Below are 22,349 nucleotides of genomic sequence, written 5' to 3'. Positions count from 1 at the left end.
CTCATGCTCTTTGACAGATCCGCTACTTTCATTATCAAGACTAAAGCTGTGATGATTACTTGTATCGTTTCTATCCCTCGAATTGAATGTTTCAACCATCTTCTGCAATTGAATTCAACCCGGCAATTTGTTCTATTATAATACCTGAAGCAGACTGCACCATTTGCTTATTCAGTGCTATCTAATACTTCAAGTTTTTCTCATGTATAAGGGTTTGAGGGGTTGGGAGAGGGAGATTTATTAGTGAATATCTGTATATGCTAAGAAAAATGATGCTTAGAAGAAATAATTATAGATGAATATTATGAATAAAATAGATATACGATATTTTTAATTCTCAGGTTTTGATATAAAATTTTCGTTTTTATGTATCTTTGAGCCAGATATAGTAAATATATGGGATGTTGGGAAAATACAAACATCATGTTATTGATATAAGATAATTTGTTGTATATATAATTTATTTGTGATGTCTATTAAAGCATTATACGTAAAAGAAGTATTTGATACTAAATGTGGTAGTAGAAGATATAATTATGGAGTGGCTACATTTTTAGCAAAACCTGAATTGATTATTCCTACTACAGGAGAACACGATTACAGAACCTGTGAATGTTGCCAGAAGAACAGGCGGCAAATTCTTGAAAATCTAAAAAACAAGATGGAGAAATTCCCGTTCTGTTGTGAGCATCATAAAAAATTATTAACCTTAAAGGAGTTTGATAAGAGGGATTATTATAATGCTGATGTGATGTGTGCAGATAAGGTGATTTTTTGTTATCAGCATATTTTGAATAATCAATATAGGACAGATTGGAAAAGTGATATTGAGGACTATTTAGAGTATGCAATAAATAGTTTTGGTTTATTTCCAGAGGGTTATGGAGTACCTTTATTTATTGGTGAATTTTTTGATTATCTATCTCAACTAATAAAAGGGAACTCAGATATAAAGCCGGAAATCCGTTCTTTTATCAATTCATATATAGCTGATTTAAAAAAGCCCATAAAGTCTGTTACTAAAAATCCAATAAATTTTTTATTGTCTAAATATGATGTATGGCTTAAATCTTTTCCGTTCGATTTTCCTGAATTTCAAAATGCAAAAAAGTATTTTGAGCAACGTTCTCCCATAATGTTTACAGAATCAGCTTATAACCCTTATACACAATTAACGAAAGCACATTTAATAACGGAAAAAGATTTAGTTAATTATTTATTAGGTTGTACTCAAGCGCTAATTAAGAAGATTGATCTTCGTAGTTTAGAGCAGAACCCAATTCTCTTACAATATCAGAAACTTATAATAGACAAATCTTATCAGATTGAAAATGAAGAATTGTTTGAGTCTTATAGTAAGGAGGAGTTACGCTATATTAGCTTAATAAAAAAATGGTTAAAGATTCAACAACATTATATTGAGCAAACAAAATCAGTATTAGACTTTAATAAGAGCATCTCCCAAGGGGATACTTATGATACATCTTATTCAGAAGCTATACATAGGATAAAGTTCTTCAAAAATTTTATAGAAGATAGAGATGGATATAAATTATTTAATAGGAATGACGGTAAATGTAAAGAAACGGATGTTCAATTGAGTTTTAAGTTAGTTTGGTATAAAACAAAATTTGCAGTTGATAGTGAAGTAGGAAATGGCAGAGGTGTTGTTGATTTTATAATTTCTAAAGGTGCTAATGATAAGACACTGATAGAATTTAAACTCGCTTCAAATTCAAAATTAGAAGCCAATTTGATACATCAGCTATCTGTTTATGAAAAGGCCAACAATACAAATAAATCTATAGAAGTTATTTTGTATTTTACTGAACAAGAAAAGAAGAAAGTGGATAGGGTTCTAAAAAAAACAGGTTTCCTTAATAAAGAGAATGTGATAACAATTGATTGTATAAATTGTAAACTATCAGCATCTAATATAAGATAAACAAGAAAAATGTTAGCTTATGGTAAATAATCTACAACCGTCTAGCGATAATTCTCTAGGAGTCATCTATAAACCTTCAGAACTACTTGGGATGTTTACATCCTACCTGTCTAAACAAGATGTGAATTTAAAAGTAATATATCTTCGTGGAATATATTTAAAGAACCCTAAACACGACCCACGTTGGATATATAGATATGATATTTTAAGAGATGAAGATACTCAAACAGAAATCACTCTTCAAATTTCACAAAAACTATGTAGTGAGTTGAAAGATGGCAATCTTGTCACAGTAGGTGGAGTATTAGGAAGAAGGGTACAAAACAATAGTCATATCCAGCTAATGTTAGTTGTTAGTCGCGTAGAGATAGTGCAAGAACAAGTTGTTGATGAAGAAGAGCAGAAGCGTATAGAATTTCGTCGAAAGAAAGTTCAAATAGGATATAAAAATATAGATGGGATTTTAGAACAAAAGCTATTTATTGATGAAAGGCCTAGGGTTGCTTTAGTTTTTGCTACTACTTCTATAACTATGTCTGATTTTAATGCTGGTATTAATGCTGCAAAAAGTGCTATCGATTTTTACGAACAACGTGTAAATTTTGCTAATATAAAAGATTTGATTACTCTTTTAAAAGAGCTTGATCGACAAAAATATGATGTTATTGCTCTTGTTCGTGGAGGTGGTGGTGGCATTGAGAGTCTCGATGAACTAGATGTCTTAGACATGATAGTGGAAATGCAAACTCCAATTATCGCTGCAATTGGTCACGTTGAAGAGAAGTTATTTATAAAGCAAATTGTGGATAAGGAAGCCCCAACTCCAAATGGTTTAGGACAATACTTCTCAGATTTGGTTGAAGCTGTTAGTGAAAAGAAAAATAAATCTCGTGCTGTTTTAACAGAGCAAATAAAAAAGCAGTTTCAAGAGCAACTCATAGCGGGTCAGAAACAAAATAAGGAGTTACAAGAGAAGTTAGTTTCCCTTACTAAAACTCAAGAGGCTGCTCAGAGATTGCATAAAGAACAGGTAGAAGTCGCTCATAAACAGAATCAAGAACTGCAAAAGAAACTTGTAGGAATAAGTAAAGCTAACGAGGATGCTCAGAAACTACATAAAGAACAGGTAGAAGTCGCTCATAAACAGAATCAAGAACTGCAAAAGAAACTTGCAGGAATAAGTAAAGCTAACGAGGATGCTCAAAAACTACATAAAGAACAAGTAGAAATTGCCCATAAACAGAATCAAGAACTGCAAAAGAAACTTGCAGAAATAAGTAAAGCCAACGAGGATATTCAAAAAGCTCACGTGGAGCAAATGAGTAAGCAATCTAAGGAATTTAATGATAGTTTGAAAATGATGCAAGAGACCAATGATAATCTAAACAAATCTCTTCAAAAATTGACGACTCAAAATACACAGGTTGCAAAAGACTTAAATGAAGCGAAGGAAAGAGGTCGGGAATTAGAAAGACAGCTTGAAGAGGCTAGGCTAAAAACTAATAAAGGATGTTTAGGTATGATTGTCACTATTATAACTATAGTAGGAGTGGCTTGTTATGCTATATGTTTGATTCTATAGAAGTTGAGTTTATGAGATTGTTAGAGAAATCTCATTGAAATAGCTTTTAGATACAAAAAAGATAAATTAATAATTTATTGTTGAATCGTAACATGAATAAACAATCGTACAGATTTTTATTTTGTTGTACTGATAATGATTAGGTACATATAATAAAGAGTATAATTTCTTATATATATTCTTTTGAAGAATAAGTTGATTTATGGAGTAGTTTTATTTGAAACTTTATGTATTGAAAGATATCTGCTTCTTTGTTAATCTAAAGCATTTTGTTTACCTTTGTGTCTAACAATATATTAGATAGAAGAATATGAACAATAATAATCAGATAATTCGTTTTGACTGGGCGATGAAGAGATTGCTCCGGAATAAGGCAAACTTTAGCGTACTTGAAGGTTTGTTGACTACGCTATTGGGTGAGAAGATCTTTATCCAGAAACTCCTTGAAAGTGAAAGCAATCAGGAGGATGAATTTGATAAGTATAATCGTGTAGATATGCTTGCCGAAAATTCTAAAGGTGAGCTTGTTTTGATAGAAGTGCAGAATAATAATGAATATGCCTACTTTCAGCGAATGTTGTTCGGTACTTCTAAACTGGTGACTGAATATATCAATAGAGGAGAGAGTTATGACAAAGTACGTAAAGTTTATAGCGTCAATATCGTCTATTTCTCATTAGGTCACGGAACAGACTTTGTATATCATGGAAAGACGGAATTTAGAGGTATTCATCAGGGGGATATTCTTGAATTGACTCCATTCCAAAAACAAACATTCAAGGTGGATACGGTGAGTCAACTTTATCCTGAATATTATATTCTGAAAGTGAATGGCTTTAATCAGGTAGCTAAGAGTCCGTTGGAAGAATGGATTTACTATTTGAATACAGGTGAGATTCCTTCGAGTGCTACAGCTCCTGGACTTGAAGAGGCACGTGAGAGATTAAAGCTTGATAGCATGACGAAAGATGAATTGGCGGCTTATTATCGTCACCTGGATAATATTGTCATACTCCGAGATAATATTTACACAGAACGAGAAGAAGGAAGAGCGGAAGGTCTTGAGGAAGGATTGAATAAAGGAAAAGAAGAAGGAGCAAGAGAAGCCAATTTGAATAATGCTCGTAATCTGAAAAAATTAGGAGTGGCTATTGAGATAATTTCACAAGCTACTGGATTGTCTAAAGAGGAAATAGAAAAGTTATAGTGTAAACTTGAATATGTTATTGATTAAGGGGATATACGGCTTACTGTGTATTCCCTTTTTTATTGTTATTCAGAATAGAGATGATGGGAGTGGAAGGAGGTATTTTTAGTGTAATTTGTCGAGAGGAGAGGATAGGCAGAGTTAAAGTAATATAAATATAGCGCTTTTCAGCGGGGGAGTAGAATGGGGGAGTAAAGCCGTAGGGTAAGAAAAAAGCCCCTGAAAATCAGAGGCTTAATTTTATTTTGGTGATCCGCCTGGGGCTCGAACCCAGGACCCCAACATTAAAAGTGTTGTGCTCTACCTGCTGAGCTAGCGAATCAATCCTTATTTGCGAATCAGTTATTTCCTGATTGCGGGTGCAAAGGTAGTGACTTTTATTTAATCTGCAAGTGTTTCGTAGAAAAAAGTTTCAATTATTTTTCCTCTTTACCGCTTGTTTCTTGATTATCAGTAATTTCGACTTCATCATATTTTATCTTTTCTTTGTTGATAATAAAGCGTTGATAATAGGAAAGCATCAAAGTGGTGAGAGGTAATGCGATGATCATTCCCAGCATCCCCATTAAAGAGCCCCAAATAGAAAGAGATAAAAGGATGATGGCAGGATTCAGTCCGGTAATCTTTCCCATGATTTTGGGGACGAGGAGAGTGTCTTGTATGATTTGCACGATGGCAAAGACTGCCAATGCACATGCAATGATAATCCAAAAGTTCTGTCCGGTATCGGCAGCTTTGAGGATAGCCAGTACAATGGTAGGGAGAAAACCGATAATTTGTAGGTAAGGAACCATATTGAGAGCTCCGATGAAAAGCCCTAAGGCGATTGCCATCGGGAAATCAATAATCAGGAAACCTATACTGAAAAGAATACCTACACAGAATGCAACTAATGCCTGTCCACGGAAATATCTGTTCATACCGTCCTGCACATCGTAAACGAGGTTGGAAGCGAACTTGCGGTATTTATTCGGGAGCAGGTGAAGCCATCCTTCGGCTATGGCTTCATAATCCAGTAATATAAAGATTACATATAATAATATGATAAAGGAAGCAAGGATGCTGAACAGGATATTAATGGATTCTGCAAGCAAAGCCCACATCCTGGGTACTGTTTCCTTGATTGCGGCAAGAATATTCTCCTCACTAAGCATCTTATTCAATGCCGCCAGGTCGAGATTCTCGTGGACGAACTCGGAAAGCGTCTTGGGAACATTGCTGCCACCTCCATTGGTGAGGTAGGACACCAATAAATCATTCATCCTGCCTATTTCGGAAATCATCGGCGGAACCAGCAGATAGAACAACGCAACTCCGACAACGCTAATCAGAAATAGAGCACAGAAAATGGAAAGGATACGACTTTTCATCTTCAGCTTGTACTGGAAGAACTTGACTAGCGGATAAACCATATAGGCAATCAGCCAGGCAATAAAGAAAGGCAATAGCACTCCGCTCAACCGTTCTACAAGCATTAATATCCCTACCACCATCACGCATCCGATGGCACCGCGTATAAAACTGTCGAATGTTATCTTCTTCCTTTCCATATATGTTTTCTGTTGGGTTTATATCTTTTGCCCGTCCTCTTCCAGCGCACGGAGATAGCACGCCCTGCAAAGAGGCTCGTATTCTGCCGTTTCGCCCAAGAGAACTTGCTTGTCGTTCTTGACTGTACGATGTGAGAAAGATGCCAACTCTCCGCATTTTACGCAGATGGCATGCACCTTAGATACTTCATCGGCTATGGCGCACAATTGTGGCATCGGTCCGAAGGGATTTCCTTTGAAGTCCATATCCAATCCTGCAATAATGACACGAACCCCGTTGTTGGCAAGCTGATTGCAAACGTCTATCAGTCCGCTGTCGAAAAATTGTGCTTCGTCGATACCTACTACATCTATCTCGGAAGTAAACAGCAGGATACTTGCCGATGAATCAATAGGAGTGGAAGTAATGGAATGATTGTCATGTGAAACGACGTCTTCTTCCGAATAACGAGTGTCGATAGCCGGTTTGAATATCTCCACGCGTTGACGTGCGAACTTTGCCCGCTTCATTCTGCGAATCAGTTCTTCTGTCTTTCCTGAGAACATAGAACCGCAAATAACTTCAATTCTACCTCTTCTTCTGGTCTCCTGTATGTGGTCTTCTGAAAATAATACCATGTGAATTTGTGCTTTCTTGATTAAATAAATGACTGCACAAAGGTAAACAATTCAATGTGCAAGAACTGTTAAAATATCCATTATTTTAAGTTATTGCATAAATTATTCCTACATTCGCACCATATTAATAATGGATGAACATGAAACAGAAGCTATTAACAGATATCGAGTTGGATGTTCATGAGTTGAAGTATCTCATGGAGTCATTTTCCAAAGAGCCGACTCAGACTTTGTCTGAACTGTTGAAGCGGAGTATTGAACGAATGCAGGGACGCCTGGACGAACTGTCGCAGGAGGTAGATGCTGTTGAGGTAAGTTCTCTTTCTTCCGTTATTATCCAATCTCCCGAACCTGTCGTTGTGGAAGAAGATGAAGAAGGCGATTCTCTTATCGTAGAAGAGATACCGGTTATAACGGAAGAAGTGCTTGTCGTCGAGGAAGAACCTGTCATTGAAAAGAAGGAGGAACCTAAATCTGCAGTGTTGGGAGAAAGTATCAAACTGGCCGCCGGTCTGCGCCATTCTATCAGCCTGAATGATTCTTTCCGTTTCTCACGTGAATTATTTAAAGGGGATACTGAATTGATGAATCGTGTGGTCGAACAGATTTCGGTAATGAGTTCTTATAAGACTGCTGTCGCATTCCTTTCTTCGAAAATAGAAATAGACGAAGAGAAAGAAGCGGTAGTTGATTTCCTGGAGCTACTAAAGAAGTATTTTAACCAATCAGCATAAACAAAAAAGATATGGGAAAGTTGTATGTAGTACCTACGCCGGTAGGAAATCTTGAGGACATGACCTTTCGGGCTATCAAAATCCTGAAAGAGGTCGACTTGATTTTGGCAGAGGATACGCGTACTTCCGGTATCTTGCTGAAACACTTTGAAATAAAGAACGCAATGCAGTCCCACCATAAGTTTAATGAACATAAAACGGTGGAAAGTGTTGTTAATAGAATAAAGGCAGGTGAAACAGTTGCGTTGATTTCGGATGCCGGAACACCTGGGATTTCTGATCCCGGATTCCTGGTGGTTCGTGAATGTGTGCGCAATGGCATCGAGGTGCAATGCCTGCCGGGAGCAACTGCTTTTGTTCCGGCACTCGTAGCATCGGGATTGCCGAACGAGAAGTTCTGCTTCGAGGGTTTTTTGCCCCAAAAGAAAGGACGTCAGACACGATTGAAGGCATTGGCAGAAGAACGCCGTACCGTGGTGTTTTATGAATCGCCCCACCGTCTGTTGAAGACGTTAACTCAGTTTGCCGAATATTTCGGTGCTGAACGTCAGGCAAGTGTGTCGCGCGAAATATCCAAAATCCATGAGGAGACGGTACGCGGCAGTCTGACAGAATTGATAGAACACTTTACCGCCACCGAACCACGGGGCGAGATTGTGATAGTATTAGCAGGAATAGACGATTAAAATAACTTCATTTAAAAACGTAAAACGTAAACGTATGAAAAAGTTAGCAGTTTTATTTGTATGCGCAGCCATGTTGGCTTCGTGTGATGGCTTTAAAGGTGGAAACAAAGACCTGAAGGCTGAAAATGATTCTCTATTGATGGAACTGACCCAGCGCAATGCTGAACTGGATGATATGATGGGAACTTTCAATGAAGTACAGGAAGGTTTCCGTAAGATCAATGCTGCTGAAAGCCGCGTGGACTTACAACGCGGGACTATTACTGAAAATTCAGCCAGCGCCAAACAGCAGATTGCTTCTGACATCGAATTCATCTCTAAACAGATGGAAGAAAACAAAGCGCAGATCGCTAAATTGCAGGCTCAGTTGAAGAAAAGCAACACCAATTCTGCACAAATGAAAAAGGCTGTTGAAGCACTGACTGCCGAATTGAACGCTAAACAACAGCGTATCGAGGAGCTCCAGACAGAACTGGCTTCCAAGAATATCCGTATTCAGGAACTGGATGCTGCTGTCAGCGACTTGTCTGCTGCTAAAGAAACACTGACTGCAGAAAACGAAGCTAAGGCTAAGACCGTTGCCGAACAGGAAAAGAGTCTGAACGCTGCCTGGTTCGTATTCGGTACAAAATCTGAATTGAAAGCTCAAAAGATTCTTCAGAGCGGAGATGTATTGAAGAGCGCTGATTTCAACAAGGATTATTTCACTCAAATCGACATCCGTACAACTAAGGAAATAAAGTTGTATTCTAAACGTGCCGAATTGTTGACTACTCATCCTGCCGGTTCTTATGAATTGGTGAAAGATGACAAAGGTCAGTTGACATTGAAGATTACTAATCCTAATGAATTCTGGAGTGTATCCAGATACTTGGTTATCCAGGTAAAATAAGGTAGGATTCCTTTTTTTGAATTGCCAATGTGCTGATTCCTGGATTCAAGAAATTAGCACATTGGCTTTTTTATTTCTTATATACACCCATAACTACTGATGAAATATAAAAATCTGTTTTTTGATCTTGACGACACTATCTGGGCTTTTTCCCGTAATGCCCGCGACACCTTTGAAGAGGTATATCAGAGATATGCATTCGACCGTTACTTTGATTCGTTCGACCATTATTATATGCTTTATCAGAAACGAAATACTGAACTTTGGATTGAATATGGTGAAGGGAAGGTGACGAAAGATGAACTGAACCGTCAGCGTTTCTTTTATCCTTTGCAGGCGGTAGGAGTGGATGATGAGGATTTGGCTGAAAAGTTCTCGAAGGATTTCTTTACCATTATTCCTACTAAAAGCGGTTTGATGCCTCATGCCAAAGAGGTGTTGGAGTATCTTGCCCCTAAATATAATCTGTATATCCTTTCCAATGGCTTTCGTGAATTGCAATCGCATAAGATGCGTTCGGCGGGCGTGGATGGTTATTTCAAGAAGGTGATTCTTTCGGAAGATCTGGGAGTGTTGAAGCCTTGGCCTGAAATCTTTAATTTTGCTTTGTCCGCCACTCAATCGGAGTTGCGCGAATCGTTGATGATTGGTGACAGTTGGGAAGCTGATATTACCGGAGCGCATGGGGTAGGGATGCATCAAGCCTTCTACAACGTGACGGAACGGAGTACTTTCCCTTTTCTTCCTACTTATCACATCCATTCTCTGAAAGAATTAATGAATTTATTATAAGTTTTCTGGATTAAGTCGTATTTTTGTTGCGTTTAATAAATGCATAAAAATACGATATAATCATGGATAGTGCACTTCTGCCTTTTGCTTTACTTTGTTTCACTTCATTTTTTACATTGACCAACCCTTTGGGGACAATGCCTGTCTTTCTGACGATGACTCATGGAATGACGGAGAAAGAGCGTCAGTCGATTGTTCGTCGTGCCACTATTGTGTCGTTTATCACGATAATGGTTTTCGTCTTTGCCGGCCAGTTCCTTTTTAAGTTTTTCGGTATCTCTACCAACGGATTCCGTATTGCCGGTGGAGTAATTATCTTTAAAATAGGCTTTGATATGCTTCAAGCCCGTTATACTCCAATGAAACTGAAAGATGAGGAAATCAAAACGTATGCGGATGATATTTCTATTACTCCGCTCGGTATCCCTATGTTGTGTGGCCCCGGAGCGATTGCCAACGCTATCGTATTGATGCAGGATGCACATTCCTATGAAATGAAGGGGATATTGATAGGTACTATTGCTCTGATTTATCTATTGACTTTCTTCATTCTTCGTGCTTCTACGAGATTGGTGAATGTCCTGGGTGAGACAGGAAATAATGTGATGATGCGTCTGATGGGATTGATTCTGATGGTGATTGCGGTGGAATGTTTCGTGAGCGGGGCGAAGCCGATATTGGTGGATATTGTGAGAGAGGGGATGGGTGGTCTTTTTAAATAATGATTTTGGTTGAAAAATAACTTTGTATAGTATAAAAAAGACAAAGCCGGCTAGTGAACTAATTTCACCAGCCGGCTTTTGCTAGTTATAGGTGGAACGGATTATCTACTTCCACCTGCCCACCATACATTTTCACTATACACATATTGTCCGTTTCCGTATGCTGCTTTCACTTCGGCATTTGTTGTAGTGTCGCTATTGCCATAAGGACAACGTAATGGGAATGATTTCGGATTTTTTAATTGAATGAAGTCTTCACCGAGTCCTTTCATTCTACGAATATCATTATAAGCTTCCGTAGCTTCTCCGGAAGCTCCCCATAATGCAAAATATTTCTGAGTCATTGTTGTTTTCAAAGGTTCAGTTGTATATTTGCCTTCTACTGTATTGTCATAATAGTCATTAGCTTCATCTTCAGTGATAGCTGCTTTCGGATTGATTAACGTTTTCCCCAGTTCTTTTCTTGAAATGCTAAAGCTGTTTTCGGCATTTAACAATCCGGCTACTACAGCATCTTTTAGTGCGCTTTTCGCATCACGGCCCAATCTGCACAAAGCTTCTGCTTGCAGGAACTTTATCTCATGATAGCTCAACAAAAGTGTTGGTGCTGATATGGAATACATGAATAAAGAAGAACCATATTTGTCTGTACCTTGCTCTGGAATGCCATTAGGTGCATATACGGCGTTATCGGCAGTTCCCGGAGCTTGTTCTTTTTGTGTGCTTATGAAGGCTCTGGATAAGCGTGGATCGTTATATTCTGCCAGTTTGCTTCTCATGCTTTCGCTTGCTCCTAATCCGGCGCGTGCCACATAAAATCCATAAAGCGGGTTTATGTTATTACCATCATATATATTGAATGCTGCCTGCTCATCTGCACTTTCAAAAGATTTACCTACGTACTCCAATACTTTTTCCATATCAGCGTCTTTGTTGGCAGATCTCTTAAGTAGATGCATTGTATAGCGTGCTTTTAGTCCATATGCTAATTTCAACCATTTTTCAGCATCGCCTTTATAGAGCAAATCCTGATCTGCCGGGTCTATCAAATCTTCTTTTTGCAAGTCTTCGATGGCATTATCCAGATATTGCATAGCTTGTGTATAGATCTCTTCTTGCTTGTCCATTTTAGGAGTCAGATAAACAGGAGAACCGTTTTCATCAATGATTGCTGCCTGGCTACATGGGGCATCTCCGAACATATCCGCTATCAACGCACAGTTATAAGCAGCCAATACTTCGGCCATACCTTTGGTTACATAATTGCCATGATCTATTCCTCCGTCACTGCATTGGCCGATGATGATACGGGCGGCCTTCAATGTTGAATATAGGCCATTCCATGTATTGTTGAAAGTGGAAGACGATGTCGGTTCGCTTTCTCTGGTTTCTGCGTAAAATAGCTGGTTGTCAACACCTACTTCATATTCGATGTAGGAGGATAGATACGTATTGAAATCACCTCCCGTATTAGAAAATGCAGTAGAGGTTATTACATCTGTCAGGATGAATCTTGCAGCCACACTTTGCGTATGCCCGTGATCTTTATTGATTCTATCCATTGCGTCTTCCGAACATCCGGAAAAGACAATTGATAAAACTGTAGTGGCAAAAATGCCCTTGATTATATTATATGTTTTCATCTTTCTTTTAGCTAATTAGAATTTTACATTAAATCCAAAACCATAGCTGGCTGTTCCCGGGAGTGAGAAGCGTTCGAATGCACCTCCCATGTTGTCGTTACCCTGTGAAGCTTCCGGATCGAAACCTTTCATTTCAGACCAAACCAGAATGTTGCGAGCGAAGACATTTACGTTCACACTTAACCATTTCTTTGAGAAAACCGGATAGCTTACAGATAATTCACGCATTTTGATATATGAATTGTCATAAATATATGATTCATCAATTGATCTTCTTCTGGTGAAATAATCCTGTGCGTTAGTTTTTATATCATTAGGTGCATAAATAGGATTTCCCTCTGCATCTTTTCCTGTCTCTTTTACAGAGTTTTCTACAACGAAATCAGCTTTACGCATATCACCTGATAATTTGCTTACGCCATAATAGTTCATTTCGCCTGCGGTACCGCTATACATTTGTCCACCTTGTTTCCAGTCAAATACTGCGGAAATACGGAACTTGTATAATTCGATGCTAGTATTGAAACCTAAACGGAAATCAGGAGATACTGTTCCGATAACTGCGTCTTCTCCCTGCATAGGAAGTCCATTTTGGTCTACTACAATCTTTCCTTCGTCATTGCGCATGTAGCTTTTTCCATAGATTACAGGAAACTTGTCACCAATTCCGGCACGTACTTGCGGGGTTACAAATCCTCCCAGCATGATGCTTTCTACTCCCGGTGCCAATTCGTCTACATAATTGTCTATCTTAGAGAAGTTGAAAGCAAAATCGAGTTTGAAGTTCTTCGTATCTACCGGAGATACGCCTACTGTCAATTCGTGGGTGTTTGTATGGATCTTGCCACCGTTCATAATCATACTTGAGGCTCCGGTTGAACCGGCCAAAGGCACTTCAAATATCTGATCTTTTACATTCTGACGTGAATAGGTATAATTCAATGTCACCAAGCCGTTAAAGAAAGTAAGATCAGCTCCCAACTCATACGATTTTGTATTCTGCGGTTTCAAGTTGGGGTCGTATACCTTATAATATGGAATATAAGCCATTGAACCGTTTATAGGATAAACGATCGGATTTCCCATATAGAAACCGCCGCCATAAGCCGGAGTATAATAATAACTCTGAGTATAATCACCAGCCATACCAACTTCTGCATAAGACGCACGTATTTTACCGAAAGTTAGTATGTTGTTCTTCAAAGGTTCCAGTTCTGTGAAGATGAATCCCAAAGATACAGAGGGATATGTAAAGGAACGATTGTCACGTGGCATGCTTGAAACAATGTCATTACGTATACTTCCACTCAGGTAGAGCATGTTTTTCCATGCAATTGACAAATTTGCAAAATTGCCTACAGTACGTTTCTTATAGTATAGGCTTTCATTTGAGAATACAGAAGCATTATTCAGGTGATTCCAGCCCGGGAAATTGAAATTCATGCTATATGCATACTCATATTTTGTTTTTTTGTCAACAAATTCATTACCAATTAAAGCGTCCAAGGTCAAATCTTCATTGATATTCCATGTATAAGCAGCTGTTAATAGTGAATTTAGCTCGTTAACGGTGTAGTGATATTCAGAATCTTCACCTGTGGGAGCCCAAGTACTTCCGTATCCATAGATTTCGGAATAATTGGTTGTATAAGCGTCATCACCTATCTGATATTTAATATCCAGTTTGTGGTTGTCCGTTCCAAACTTTGTGGAGTATTTCACAAAGGCATTTCCGAAGAAACGCTGTGAGCGTTCTGAAAACTGGTTATTGTCAACTGCCCAATATGCATCGTCAATCCAGTTATTACGGAATGTGTTTTGAGTATAAGGATCACCCTCGATATGAGAAGGAATACCAGCCATATTATAGCTGACAGGTGCATTATAGATTGTAGCGACCACACTTGTGTTAGCAGTAGATTGCTTGGTGATTTTTGAGGTTACAAAATTGCCATTAAATCCGGTTGACCAATTGGGGTGCAATTGTGCTTCAGCTGCCAGCTTGACGTTGTATCTGTCCATACCTGTTGATGGAACTATACCATTGCTGGTAGTATTACCCATAGAGAAGGAGTAGTTCCCTTTATCAAATTTCTGTGCTACATTGACATTGTTGCTCCATGACACACCAGTTTCAAAGAAGTCTTTCATGTTGTTGTATGCCTTTGGGGTAGCCCAAGGATCCATACCGGCAGCAGCAAGTTGGGGAACATAATATTGTCCGGAATGTTTGCCAAGCTTACTGGTATAGCTATTGTCTGTATTACCGCCATAGTTGGGATCATTCGCTAATTCCGAAATTTTTGGGCCCCATGCAAAAGGGGATGACGGACTGAATGTACCACCTGAACCTTGTGCATACTCTTGCTGCAGTTTCGGAAGAGTTGACACCTTATCAAAGACAAGGTTACTGCTAAAGGTTATAGTCGGTTTTCCTTTATCCGCTCCTTTTCCACTTTTGGTAGTGATGACAATAACACCATTGGAAGCTCTCATTCCATATAAGGCAGAAGCAGCTTGTCCCTTTAAGATGTTGATACTTTCTATGTCATTTGGGTCGATGTCCACAGCACGGTTAGCATAGTCTGTACCATACGCTCCATCAGTAAGCGAAGTGCTCACATCAGCGGTAGAAGCAATAGGCATGCCATCAATTACATACAATGGAGTGTTATCTCCGGTGAAAGAACGGGAACCACGAATTGTGATTTTGGAAGAAGCACCCGGCATACCTGACGATGGAGTAATATCAACACCTGATACTTTCCCTTGCAAGGCTCCTGCTAGGTCTGTATTAGCAGCACGTGTCAACTCGTCAGACTTTACATCTTGTACGGCATATCCCAGCGCTTTTTTCTCACGTGAGATACCCATAGCTGTCACTACTATCTCATCTAGCTTTTGGGCATCTGGCTTTAATATGACTTTTAAGTTAGGTTTGATAACTACTTCTTGCGTTTGCATTCCAATATACGAAATCTGCAAAGTCTTTGCAGAACTTGGTACATTTGACAAATTAAAGTTACCATCTACATCTGTGATTGTACCTTGGGTGGTACCTTTTACTAACACAGAAGCGCCAACAACTGGCTGCCCATCTTCTTCAGAAATCACAACGCCTGTGACCTTCTGAGTCTGAGCAGTTACCAAGCTTATGCCCACAAAAAGGCATGCCAATAACAGCATTAATTTTCTTTTCATAAATTCTCTCTTAAAGTTTAACTTTACATTAATTGTTTCTTTACTCTAACAATTTGCAAATATATTAATAAATCTGAAACTAGCAATTGATTTAATAAAAAAAGGTTGTAAATATAACATATTGTTATTTTAATGGTCTATTTTATGCTGATAAGCATATTTTTCGATATAAAAGTGGTTAGTTTTAAAAAGTTATAGTGATATTTTGTCTAAGCAAAATGTATCTTTTAAGATTTATTTTACTCGTTTTTAGTCACAAAAGAGTATTCGCAAGGCTACTTTTTGCTTTTTACGCAAGAATAGACATGAAAAAGTGGCATTTAATTTAAAGTTTTGTGAATACTTAGATATTAAAAGATTATTTTTTTAGAGATATTAATGCATATTCATCTCTGATGTAGCACAGAACTACGTTTAATTTGTTCTATTATTAATTAAAAAGGAAAAGTATGGAAAAGATTAGTTACAATCTTGTGTTTAACAGAAAAAAGAGATTGAATAAAAAGGGAATGGCATTAGTACAGGTAGAGGCTTATCTCAATAGGAGGAAAATGTATTTCTCCACCAAAATATATCTCAAAGTTGATCAATGGGATACAAAACGAAGAATGGTGAAAAGTCATCCTAATGCTGATGTTCTAAACCGTATGTTATATGAATATATAGCTGCGATTGAGCAAACTGAGCTTGGATTATGGCAACAAGGAAAACCAATTTCACTGGATTTGTTAAAAGAGTCTATTGACAAACCGATGAGTAATGGAAGGTCGTTTTTAAGTTTCTACAAAGAAGAAGTGGCTAATTCTTCTTTGAAAGAAAGTACTAAGCAGAATCATCTTTCTACTCTTGAATTACTTCGGGAATTCAAGAAAGATGTATCGTTTATGGATCTGACATTTGAGTTTGTTTCTTCATTTGACAATTACTTGCAATCTAAAGGGTATCACCTTAATACTATAGCAAAGCATATGAAACATCTGAAACGGTATGTCAATGTTGCTATAAATAAGGAATATATGGATGTGCAAAAATATGCCTTCAGAAAATATAAGATCAAGAGTGTAGAAGGAAATCATACACATTTGTCACCAGAAGAATTGCATAAATTTGAAGATTTGCAGTTAATGGGAAAGTTTGCAAAATTACAAAAAACAAAAGATGCTTTTTTGTTCTGTTGTTATGCGGGGTTACGATATTCCGATTTTATAAATCTAACATCTGCGAATATTGTCGAATTTCATCAGGAAACCTGGCTTATATACAAATCAGTAAAAACGGGAATTGAAGTACGTTTGCCATTATACCTATTATTTGAAGGAAAAGGAATTCAGATATTACAGCACTACAAAGATGATCTTAATAGTTTCTTCAAGTTAAAAGATAATTCTAATATTAACAAAGAGCTGAATGTACTGGCAAACCTGGCGGGAATTGACAAACGAGTATCATTTCATACTGCGCGCCACACGAATGCTACCTTATTATTATATAGTGGTGCTAATATAACTACTGTACAAAAATTATTAGGTCACAAAAGTGTAAAGACCACTCAGGTGTATGCAAATATAATGGACATCACAGTCGTGCGTGATCTTGAAAAAGCGGCTTCACTAAAAGGTAGTAACAAGCGGAAAAGTTAGGCCGGGATATTCTCATTAATGTCCCATTTATGGAACATTAATGAGATATAATAACAGACAACGCCTTTTACACCTTTGGTGTTTTGCATATCCACGTCGGCTACTTACTCATAAATGAATAAGTACACTTGTTGCTGGTTAATATTGATTACGAATAGCAATGACAAAAATGGATATTGATAATAAAGAAGTAACAATATTGCTCTATTATTTCGATAAAATGCTAATGTAAGTGACTGAGAATAAAGATTATAAAGCTTATATTTTGATAGAAATATAGTATCATAATTCACAGACTTGAGCCTTCCTAAGAATATTTAATGAGCTAATAATCTGTGATATATATATAATCATGCATTTATATCCCAGGGAAATAGCGTTTTTGACAAGTCTTTGGTTATGAGTCTGTTGCGGTTGTGTTTAGTTCTGCAAAGACTTTGCAGATTTCTTACATTGGTATGGAAACCCAGGAAGTTACTATTAAACCTCGTTTGAAAGTCGTTTTGAAGTCCGATGCAAAGCAGATTGATGAAGTTATAGTGGTAGCCTATGGTACGGCAAAGAAAGCAGCTTTTACCGGTTCTGCATCAACAATGAAAGCTGAAAAGATTGCTATGCGTCAGGTTTCCAATGTAACAAATGCATTAGTTGGTTCTGTTGCAGGTGTGCAGGGAACCAGCGCTAATGGACAACCGGGAGAGGATGCCAAAATCAAGATTCGTGGTATTGGCTCAATGAGTTCTAGCAATGATCCTTTGTATGTTGTAGATGGTGTTCCCTATGATGGTAGTATTTCTGCTATCAACTCACAGGATATTGAGTCTATTAGCGTATTGAAAGATGCATCTGCCAGTGCTATTTATGGAGCACGTGGAGCTAATGGAGTTGTTCTGATAACAACAAAGAAAGGTGTGTCCGGTGGTAATGCGGTAGTTACAGTTGACGCAAAATGGGGTAGCAACTCACGTGCTGTGCCTAACTATAATGTAATGAAAGATCCTGCCATGTATTATGAGACATTTTACAAAGCAATGTATAATAGTCAGGCTTATAATGGAAAGTCGGCTAGTGAAGCACGTGCCTATGCTTTGAAAAACATGTTGGATGTAAAGAATGGTGGTTTGGGCTATCAGGTTTATAATGTACCAGTTGGAGAAGACTTCATTGGAGTAGACGGTAAAATCAATAAAAATGCAAAGTTGGGATATAGTGATGGTAATTATTACTACACACCGGACAACTGGTATGATGAAATGTTTGATAAGGGTAACTTAAGACAAGAGTACAATGCTTCAATCTCCGGTTCGAGTGATAAATTGAACTTCTATATGTCATTAGGCTATCTGGATGACTCCGGTATTGTCGAGGGATCAGGCTTTACACGCTATACAGGTCGTCTAAAAGCTGATTATCAAGCTAAACCATGGTTGAAAGTGGGCGCAAATATGGGATATACCTATTATAATAGCAAAGCTCCGACAAATCAGACTGACTGGGGATCAACTGGAAACTTGTTTTATATTACTTCCATGATCGCTCCTATCTATCCGATGTATGTGCGAAATGCTGACGGAAATGTCAAAGTTGATAATAACGGCATGACTGTTTATGACTCAGGTAACTCTACCGGACAAGTACGTGCTTTTATGGCAATGTCGAATCCGGGAGTATCGCTAAAACTGGATAGATACGAATCTTTGACTAATGTAATTAATGCGAAATTCTATGCAATAGTTGATTTGTACAAAGGATTGCAGTTCAACGCTAATGTGGGTGTGAACACAAGTGACCAACGTTCTTCAATTTTATATAATCCATTCTATGGTGGTTCTGTGTCAGCAGGTGGACAAGTAGAAGTTGAGCATTATAGAAAAATAGGATTGAATCAACAATTCTTGTTTACTTATAAGACTAGTTTTGCTCAGAAACATAGTATAGACATTTTGGCTGGTTACGAATCATACAACTTGAAGTTGCAAGATCTGGATGTACAAAGTAAAAAACTGTATAACCCATGGGTAGGTGAAATTAGTAATGCTATTTTCGAAACTCCCAAAGCAACGTCTTACACCGATCGTTACTCTACCAAGGGATGGTTGTTCCGTGCACAATACGATTATGACGAAAAATACTTCTTCTCTGCTTCTTATCGTAGAGATGCTTCGTCACGTTTCCATCCGGATAATCGTTGGGGAAATTTCGGTAGTGTAGGTGCGGCATGGTTGATCAATAAAGAAGAGTTCTTTAATGTTGACTGGGTAAATATGCTAAAGCTGAAAGCTAGTTATGGTGTGCAAGGTAATGATAATCTGAATTATAGCGATGGTACAACCAACTACTATCCTTATTTGGATCAATACACTCTTGGAAGCAGTAACGGAGATTTTGCTCCTACATTTACTTATAAAGGAAACAAGGACATCACTTGGGAAACATCTCATAGTGTCGATCTTGGTGTCGAATTCGGATTGTTCCACAATCGGTTAACCGGTAGCATCGATTATTTCAATCGTAAAACAACAGATTTGCTGTACAACCAGCCGGTATCTTTGACACAAGGATATTCTTATATGCCTAAGAATGTAGGTTCAATGCGTAACTCTGGTGTTGAATTTGATTTAACCGGAGTATTGTTAAATACTGATAAGGTATATTGGTCACTTAGCTTGAATGGAACTCACTATAAGAACAAAATCCTTACTTTGGATTCTAGTGTAGCAGAAAATGGTATCACCAGAACTGTTACCATCTGGAAAGTTGGCGGTTCGCTGTTTAACTCTTATCTGCGTGAATATGCGGGAGTTGATAAAGAAACAGGTAAGGCTTTATACTATGTTGATCCTGATAAAGGCGACAGATCTACAACTGATGACTGGTCTGCTGCCAAACAAGCGGATCTGGGTTCGTCACTTCCTAAAATATACGGTGGTATAAGCACTACGGTAAGCCTTTACGGATTTGATATATCTATGGCACTTTCTTATCAGTTAGGTGGTAAATTCTATGATTTCTCTTATCAGGAATTAATGCACTCGGGAGATGGCCCTGGTAAGAACTGGCACAAGGATATTTTGAAAGCATGGACACCGGAAAATACAAATACGGACGTTCCTCGTATCAGTACAGCGGATAAATCCAATCAGTTGCTTTCTTCCAGATTCTTGGTTAACTCTAATTATTTATCTTTGAATAATATCACAGTTGGATATACTATTCCTAAGAGACTGAGTCAGAAGTTTAATATCAACAAATTAAGATTCTACGTTGTAGGTGATAATTTGGGGTTATTGACTGCACGTAAGGGTGTTGATCCACGTCAAAGTTTGGGAACTGAATATTTCCAGGATACAGGTGCCGGTATGTATACCTCACTTAGAACGATTTCCGGTGGAGTTACTATTACATTCTAAATTATTTGTAGAATAAAACTGAAAATTATGAAATTAGAAAAATACAATATATTAGCAATAGGATTGGTAAGCCTTGGAATTGGAGCTTGCACTGATCTGGATACTAAGCCCGAAGGGGATATTATAACTTCTGAACAAAAAGAAGAGATAGCAGAAGCATTGCCCAGCCGTGTGGCAAGTGATGTTTTAGGAATGTTTGCTTCTATTGGTAAGCAAGGATGCGTATATGGAATGACAGACCCGCGTGACGATGATTTCGGATATCCTATGGCAGCACTTTGTCAGGATTTGAACTCGGCGGATATGGTTGCCCCGAATAATGACTTCAACTGGTTTTCTGTAGCCAGCGAATATTCTGACCGTACATACAACTATGCCAACCCATATATGCGTTGGAGTATGTTCTACACGCAGATTAAGCAAGCGAATGATATTCTGTCTTCTATTCCGGAAGATACGGAGCTTGCCGAGTTGAAATATTATCGTGGAATGGCGTTGGCTACACGTGCTTTCGACTATTTCTCTCTCGTGCAAAACTATCAGTTTACTTATGTAGGAAACGAAGATAAGCCGGCTGTACCTATCGTGACAGATAAAGAGGCCGGAAATCCTTCTAATAATCCCCGTGCAACAGTGAGGGCTGTTTATGAACTTATAATGAGTGACTTGAACCAAGCTGTAACATTACTTGAGGGTTATAACAGACCGGCAGCTTCTAAGAACTTCATTAATCAGAACGTTGCTTATGGACTTCGCGCACGTGTTAATTTGGTTATGCAGAATTGGGCAGCGGCAGCAGATGATGCTACTAAGGCCCTTAGTGGTTATTCACCAGCTAGCAAAGGAGAAATTTCTAAACCGGCTTTTGTTGATGCGCAAGCAAGCGCTAACTGGATGTGGGCTATTTTATTAAATCCATCTAATATGCCTGCTGCCTATCCTTCATGGATTTCGACTATTTCGTCGTTCTCTGGAGATGCCTATACTGCGGGAGTTGGCTGTTATAAAATGATTAGTTCTATGCTTTATGCCAAGATAGGAGACAAAGACGTGCGTAAAGGATGGTGGGTAGACGAAAACTTGAAATCAAAGAATCTGGATGGATTATCATGGGCTGGGTATGACGGTCAATCTATTCCGGAGCTGGAGATTCCGGATGTAAAACAGAAATTCACCCCATATACCAATGTTAAATTTGGAGTTTACCAGGGCAATATCGGTACCACTATCAATAGTGGTGACTGGTGCTTGATGCGTGCAGAAGAAATGATTCTGATTCAGGCGGAAGCAACAGCAATGGCCGGTAACCCGGGCGGTGGTAAGAAAATACTGGAAGACTTCATAAAGGCTTACCGTGATGAAGAATATACTTGTAGTGCAAGTTCCAAAGAAGAAGTGCAGGATGCCGTATGGTTGCAACGCCGTATTGAGTTGTGGGGAGAAGGTTTCGCGTTTCCTGATGTTATGCGTCTGAAAAAGAACATCGTTCGTTTCAACAACAGCGGAGTAGAAAGTAACTTCCCGGATGCTTTCAAATTTAATCTTAAAGCAGACGACGGATGGTTGTTATTGCGTATTCCGCAGAAAGAAATTAACTCAAACAATGGAATTTCTGAAAGTGATAACAATAAGGACGGAAAAATGCCAGTACAAGGAGATGGCGCTGGACTTACTGACGGCGTAACCGATTAAAATATTAATCTTTTCAGATAAAATATAATAGACAA

15 protein-coding genes and 1 tRNA gene are annotated in these 22,349 nt (G+C 38.3%); 11 read left to right on the top strand and 5 right to left on the bottom strand.

What is annotated here, in order from left to right:
* Positions 1–469: 469 nt before the first annotated feature.
* The 3 genes from HC965_RS23270 to HC965_RS23260 all read left to right on the top strand — a co-directional run bounded on the left by HC965_RS23270 (position 470) and on the right by HC965_RS23260 (position 4,734).
* Positions 470–1,945, top strand: coding sequence for a hypothetical protein (locus HC965_RS23270; protein WP_191033713.1), 1,476 nt, complete (start codon positions 470–472; stop codon positions 1,943–1,945).
* Between the two features lie 19 nt (positions 1,946–1,964).
* Entirely contained in the window at positions 1,965–3,527 is a 1,563-nt protein-coding gene (locus HC965_RS23265; RefSeq protein WP_191033712.1) for an exodeoxyribonuclease VII large subunit, read from the top strand.
* A gap of 310 nt (positions 3,528–3,837) precedes the next feature.
* Positions 3,838–4,734, top strand: coding sequence for a PD-(D/E)XK nuclease family transposase (locus HC965_RS23260; protein WP_191033711.1), 897 nt, complete (start codon positions 3,838–3,840; stop codon positions 4,732–4,734).
* A gap of 246 nt (positions 4,735–4,980) precedes the next feature.
* Here HC965_RS23260 and HC965_RS23255 read toward each other — a convergent pair.
* The 3 genes from HC965_RS23255 to HC965_RS23245 all read right to left on the bottom strand — a co-directional run bounded on the left by HC965_RS23255 (position 4,981) and on the right by HC965_RS23245 (position 6,902).
* Positions 4,981–5,056: transfer RNA gene (locus HC965_RS23255), tRNA-Lys, on the bottom strand.
* Positions 5,057–5,150: 94 nt separating this feature from the next.
* Positions 5,151–6,284, bottom strand: coding sequence for an AI-2E family transporter (locus HC965_RS23250; RefSeq protein ID WP_191033710.1), 1,134 nt, complete (start codon positions 6,282–6,284; stop codon positions 5,151–5,153).
* 18 nt (positions 6,285–6,302) lie between these two features.
* Complete coding sequence (locus tag HC965_RS23245) at positions 6,303–6,902, bottom strand: thymidine kinase (RefSeq protein ID WP_191033709.1); 600 nt, start codon at positions 6,900–6,902, stop codon at positions 6,303–6,305.
* Between the two features lie 140 nt (positions 6,903–7,042).
* On the opposite strand from HC965_RS23245, the gene HC965_RS23240 reads away from it, so the two are divergent.
* From HC965_RS23240 to HC965_RS23220, 5 genes are all read left to right on the top strand, one after another.
* Positions 7,043–7,636: a hypothetical protein gene (locus tag HC965_RS23240; protein ID WP_191033708.1), complete on the top strand. Its 594-nt coding sequence runs from the start codon at positions 7,043–7,045 to the stop codon at positions 7,634–7,636.
* A gap of 11 nt (positions 7,637–7,647) precedes the next feature.
* Positions 7,648–8,322 carry a 16S rRNA (cytidine(1402)-2'-O)-methyltransferase gene (rsmI, locus tag HC965_RS23235; RefSeq protein WP_191033707.1) on the top strand — a complete coding sequence of 225 codons (675 nt, stop codon included), beginning with the start codon at positions 7,648–7,650 and terminating at the stop codon, positions 8,320–8,322.
* A gap of 34 nt (positions 8,323–8,356) precedes the next feature.
* Positions 8,357–9,214, top strand: coding sequence for a hypothetical protein (locus HC965_RS23230; RefSeq protein WP_191033706.1), 858 nt, complete (start codon positions 8,357–8,359; stop codon positions 9,212–9,214).
* Between the two features lie 99 nt (positions 9,215–9,313).
* Complete coding sequence (locus tag HC965_RS23225; protein WP_191033705.1) at positions 9,314–10,006, top strand: YjjG family noncanonical pyrimidine nucleotidase; 693 nt, start codon at positions 9,314–9,316, stop codon at positions 10,004–10,006.
* Between the two features lie 62 nt (positions 10,007–10,068).
* Positions 10,069–10,728 carry a MarC family protein gene (locus tag HC965_RS23220; protein ID WP_191033704.1) on the top strand — a complete coding sequence of 220 codons (660 nt, stop codon included), beginning with the start codon at positions 10,069–10,071 and terminating at the stop codon, positions 10,726–10,728.
* Between the two features lie 101 nt (positions 10,729–10,829).
* Here the strand turns inward: HC965_RS23220 and HC965_RS23215 are convergent, their stop codons facing one another.
* Together HC965_RS23215 and HC965_RS23210 are read right to left on the bottom strand one after the other, a co-directional pair.
* Positions 10,830–12,371 (bottom strand): RagB/SusD family nutrient uptake outer membrane protein, encoded by a 1,542-nt coding sequence (locus tag HC965_RS23215; RefSeq protein ID WP_191033703.1) that lies wholly within the window; start codon positions 12,369–12,371, stop codon positions 10,830–10,832.
* Positions 12,372–12,386: 15 nt separating this feature from the next.
* Positions 12,387–15,572: a SusC/RagA family TonB-linked outer membrane protein gene (locus tag HC965_RS23210; protein ID WP_191033702.1), complete on the bottom strand. Its 3,186-nt coding sequence runs from the start codon at positions 15,570–15,572 to the stop codon at positions 12,387–12,389.
* 449 nt (positions 15,573–16,021) lie between these two features.
* Here HC965_RS23210 and HC965_RS23205 point away from each other — a divergent pair, with 449 nt between their 5' ends.
* From HC965_RS23205 to HC965_RS23195, 3 genes are all read left to right on the top strand, one after another.
* On the top strand, positions 16,022–17,212 hold the full coding sequence (locus HC965_RS23205) for a site-specific integrase (RefSeq protein WP_191033701.1): 1,191 nt from the start codon (positions 16,022–16,024) through the stop codon (positions 17,210–17,212).
* Positions 17,213–17,628: 416 nt separating this feature from the next.
* Entirely contained in the window at positions 17,629–20,622 is a 2,994-nt protein-coding gene (locus HC965_RS23200; protein ID WP_370539993.1) for a SusC/RagA family TonB-linked outer membrane protein, read from the top strand.
* 27 nt (positions 20,623–20,649) lie between these two features.
* A complete protein-coding gene (locus HC965_RS23195) occupies positions 20,650–22,314 on the top strand; it encodes a RagB/SusD family nutrient uptake outer membrane protein (protein WP_191033699.1) in 1,665 nt (554 codons plus the stop codon).
* The last annotated feature ends 35 nt before the right edge of the window (positions 22,315–22,349 follow it).

Source organism: Bacteroides sp. GM023 (genome assembly GCF_014750685.1).
Lineage (GTDB): Bacteria > Bacteroidota > Bacteroidia > Bacteroidales > Bacteroidaceae > Bacteroides.
This window is presented reverse-complemented; position numbering and strand designations above follow the sequence as displayed.

Excerpts from the sequence above, each read along its gene's own strand:
- HC965_RS23225 (WP_191033705.1), top strand. The coding sequence starts at position 9,314 with ATGAAATATAAAAATCTGTTTTTTGATCTTGACGACACTATCTGGGCT.
- HC965_RS23245 (WP_191033709.1), bottom strand. The coding sequence starts at position 6,902 with ATGGTATTATTTTCAGAAGACCACATACAGGAGACCAGAAGAAGAGGT.
- HC965_RS23210 (WP_191033702.1), bottom strand. The coding sequence starts at position 15,572 with ATGAAAAGAAAATTAATGCTGTTATTGGCATGCCTTTTTGTGGGCATA.
- HC965_RS23195 (WP_191033699.1), top strand. The coding sequence starts at position 20,650 with ATGAAATTAGAAAAATACAATATATTAGCAATAGGATTGGTAAGCCTT.
- HC965_RS23240 (WP_191033708.1), top strand. The coding sequence starts at position 7,043 with ATGAAACAGAAGCTATTAACAGATATCGAGTTGGATGTTCATGAGTTG.
- HC965_RS23205 (WP_191033701.1), top strand. The coding sequence starts at position 16,022 with ATGGAAAAGATTAGTTACAATCTTGTGTTTAACAGAAAAAAGAGATTG.
- HC965_RS23265 (WP_191033712.1), top strand. The coding sequence starts at position 1,965 with ATGGTAAATAATCTACAACCGTCTAGCGATAATTCTCTAGGAGTCATC.
- HC965_RS23220 (WP_191033704.1), top strand. The coding sequence starts at position 10,069 with ATGGATAGTGCACTTCTGCCTTTTGCTTTACTTTGTTTCACTTCATTT.
- HC965_RS23215 (WP_191033703.1), bottom strand. The coding sequence starts at position 12,371 with ATGAAAACATATAATATAATCAAGGGCATTTTTGCCACTACAGTTTTA.
- HC965_RS23260 (WP_191033711.1), top strand. The coding sequence starts at position 3,838 with ATGAACAATAATAATCAGATAATTCGTTTTGACTGGGCGATGAAGAGA.
- HC965_RS23270 (WP_191033713.1), top strand. The coding sequence starts at position 470 with ATGTCTATTAAAGCATTATACGTAAAAGAAGTATTTGATACTAAATGT.
- rsmI (WP_191033707.1), top strand. The coding sequence starts at position 7,648 with ATGGGAAAGTTGTATGTAGTACCTACGCCGGTAGGAAATCTTGAGGAC.
- HC965_RS23250 (WP_191033710.1), bottom strand. The coding sequence starts at position 6,284 with ATGGAAAGGAAGAAGATAACATTCGACAGTTTTATACGCGGTGCCATC.
- HC965_RS23230 (WP_191033706.1), top strand. The coding sequence starts at position 8,357 with ATGAAAAAGTTAGCAGTTTTATTTGTATGCGCAGCCATGTTGGCTTCG.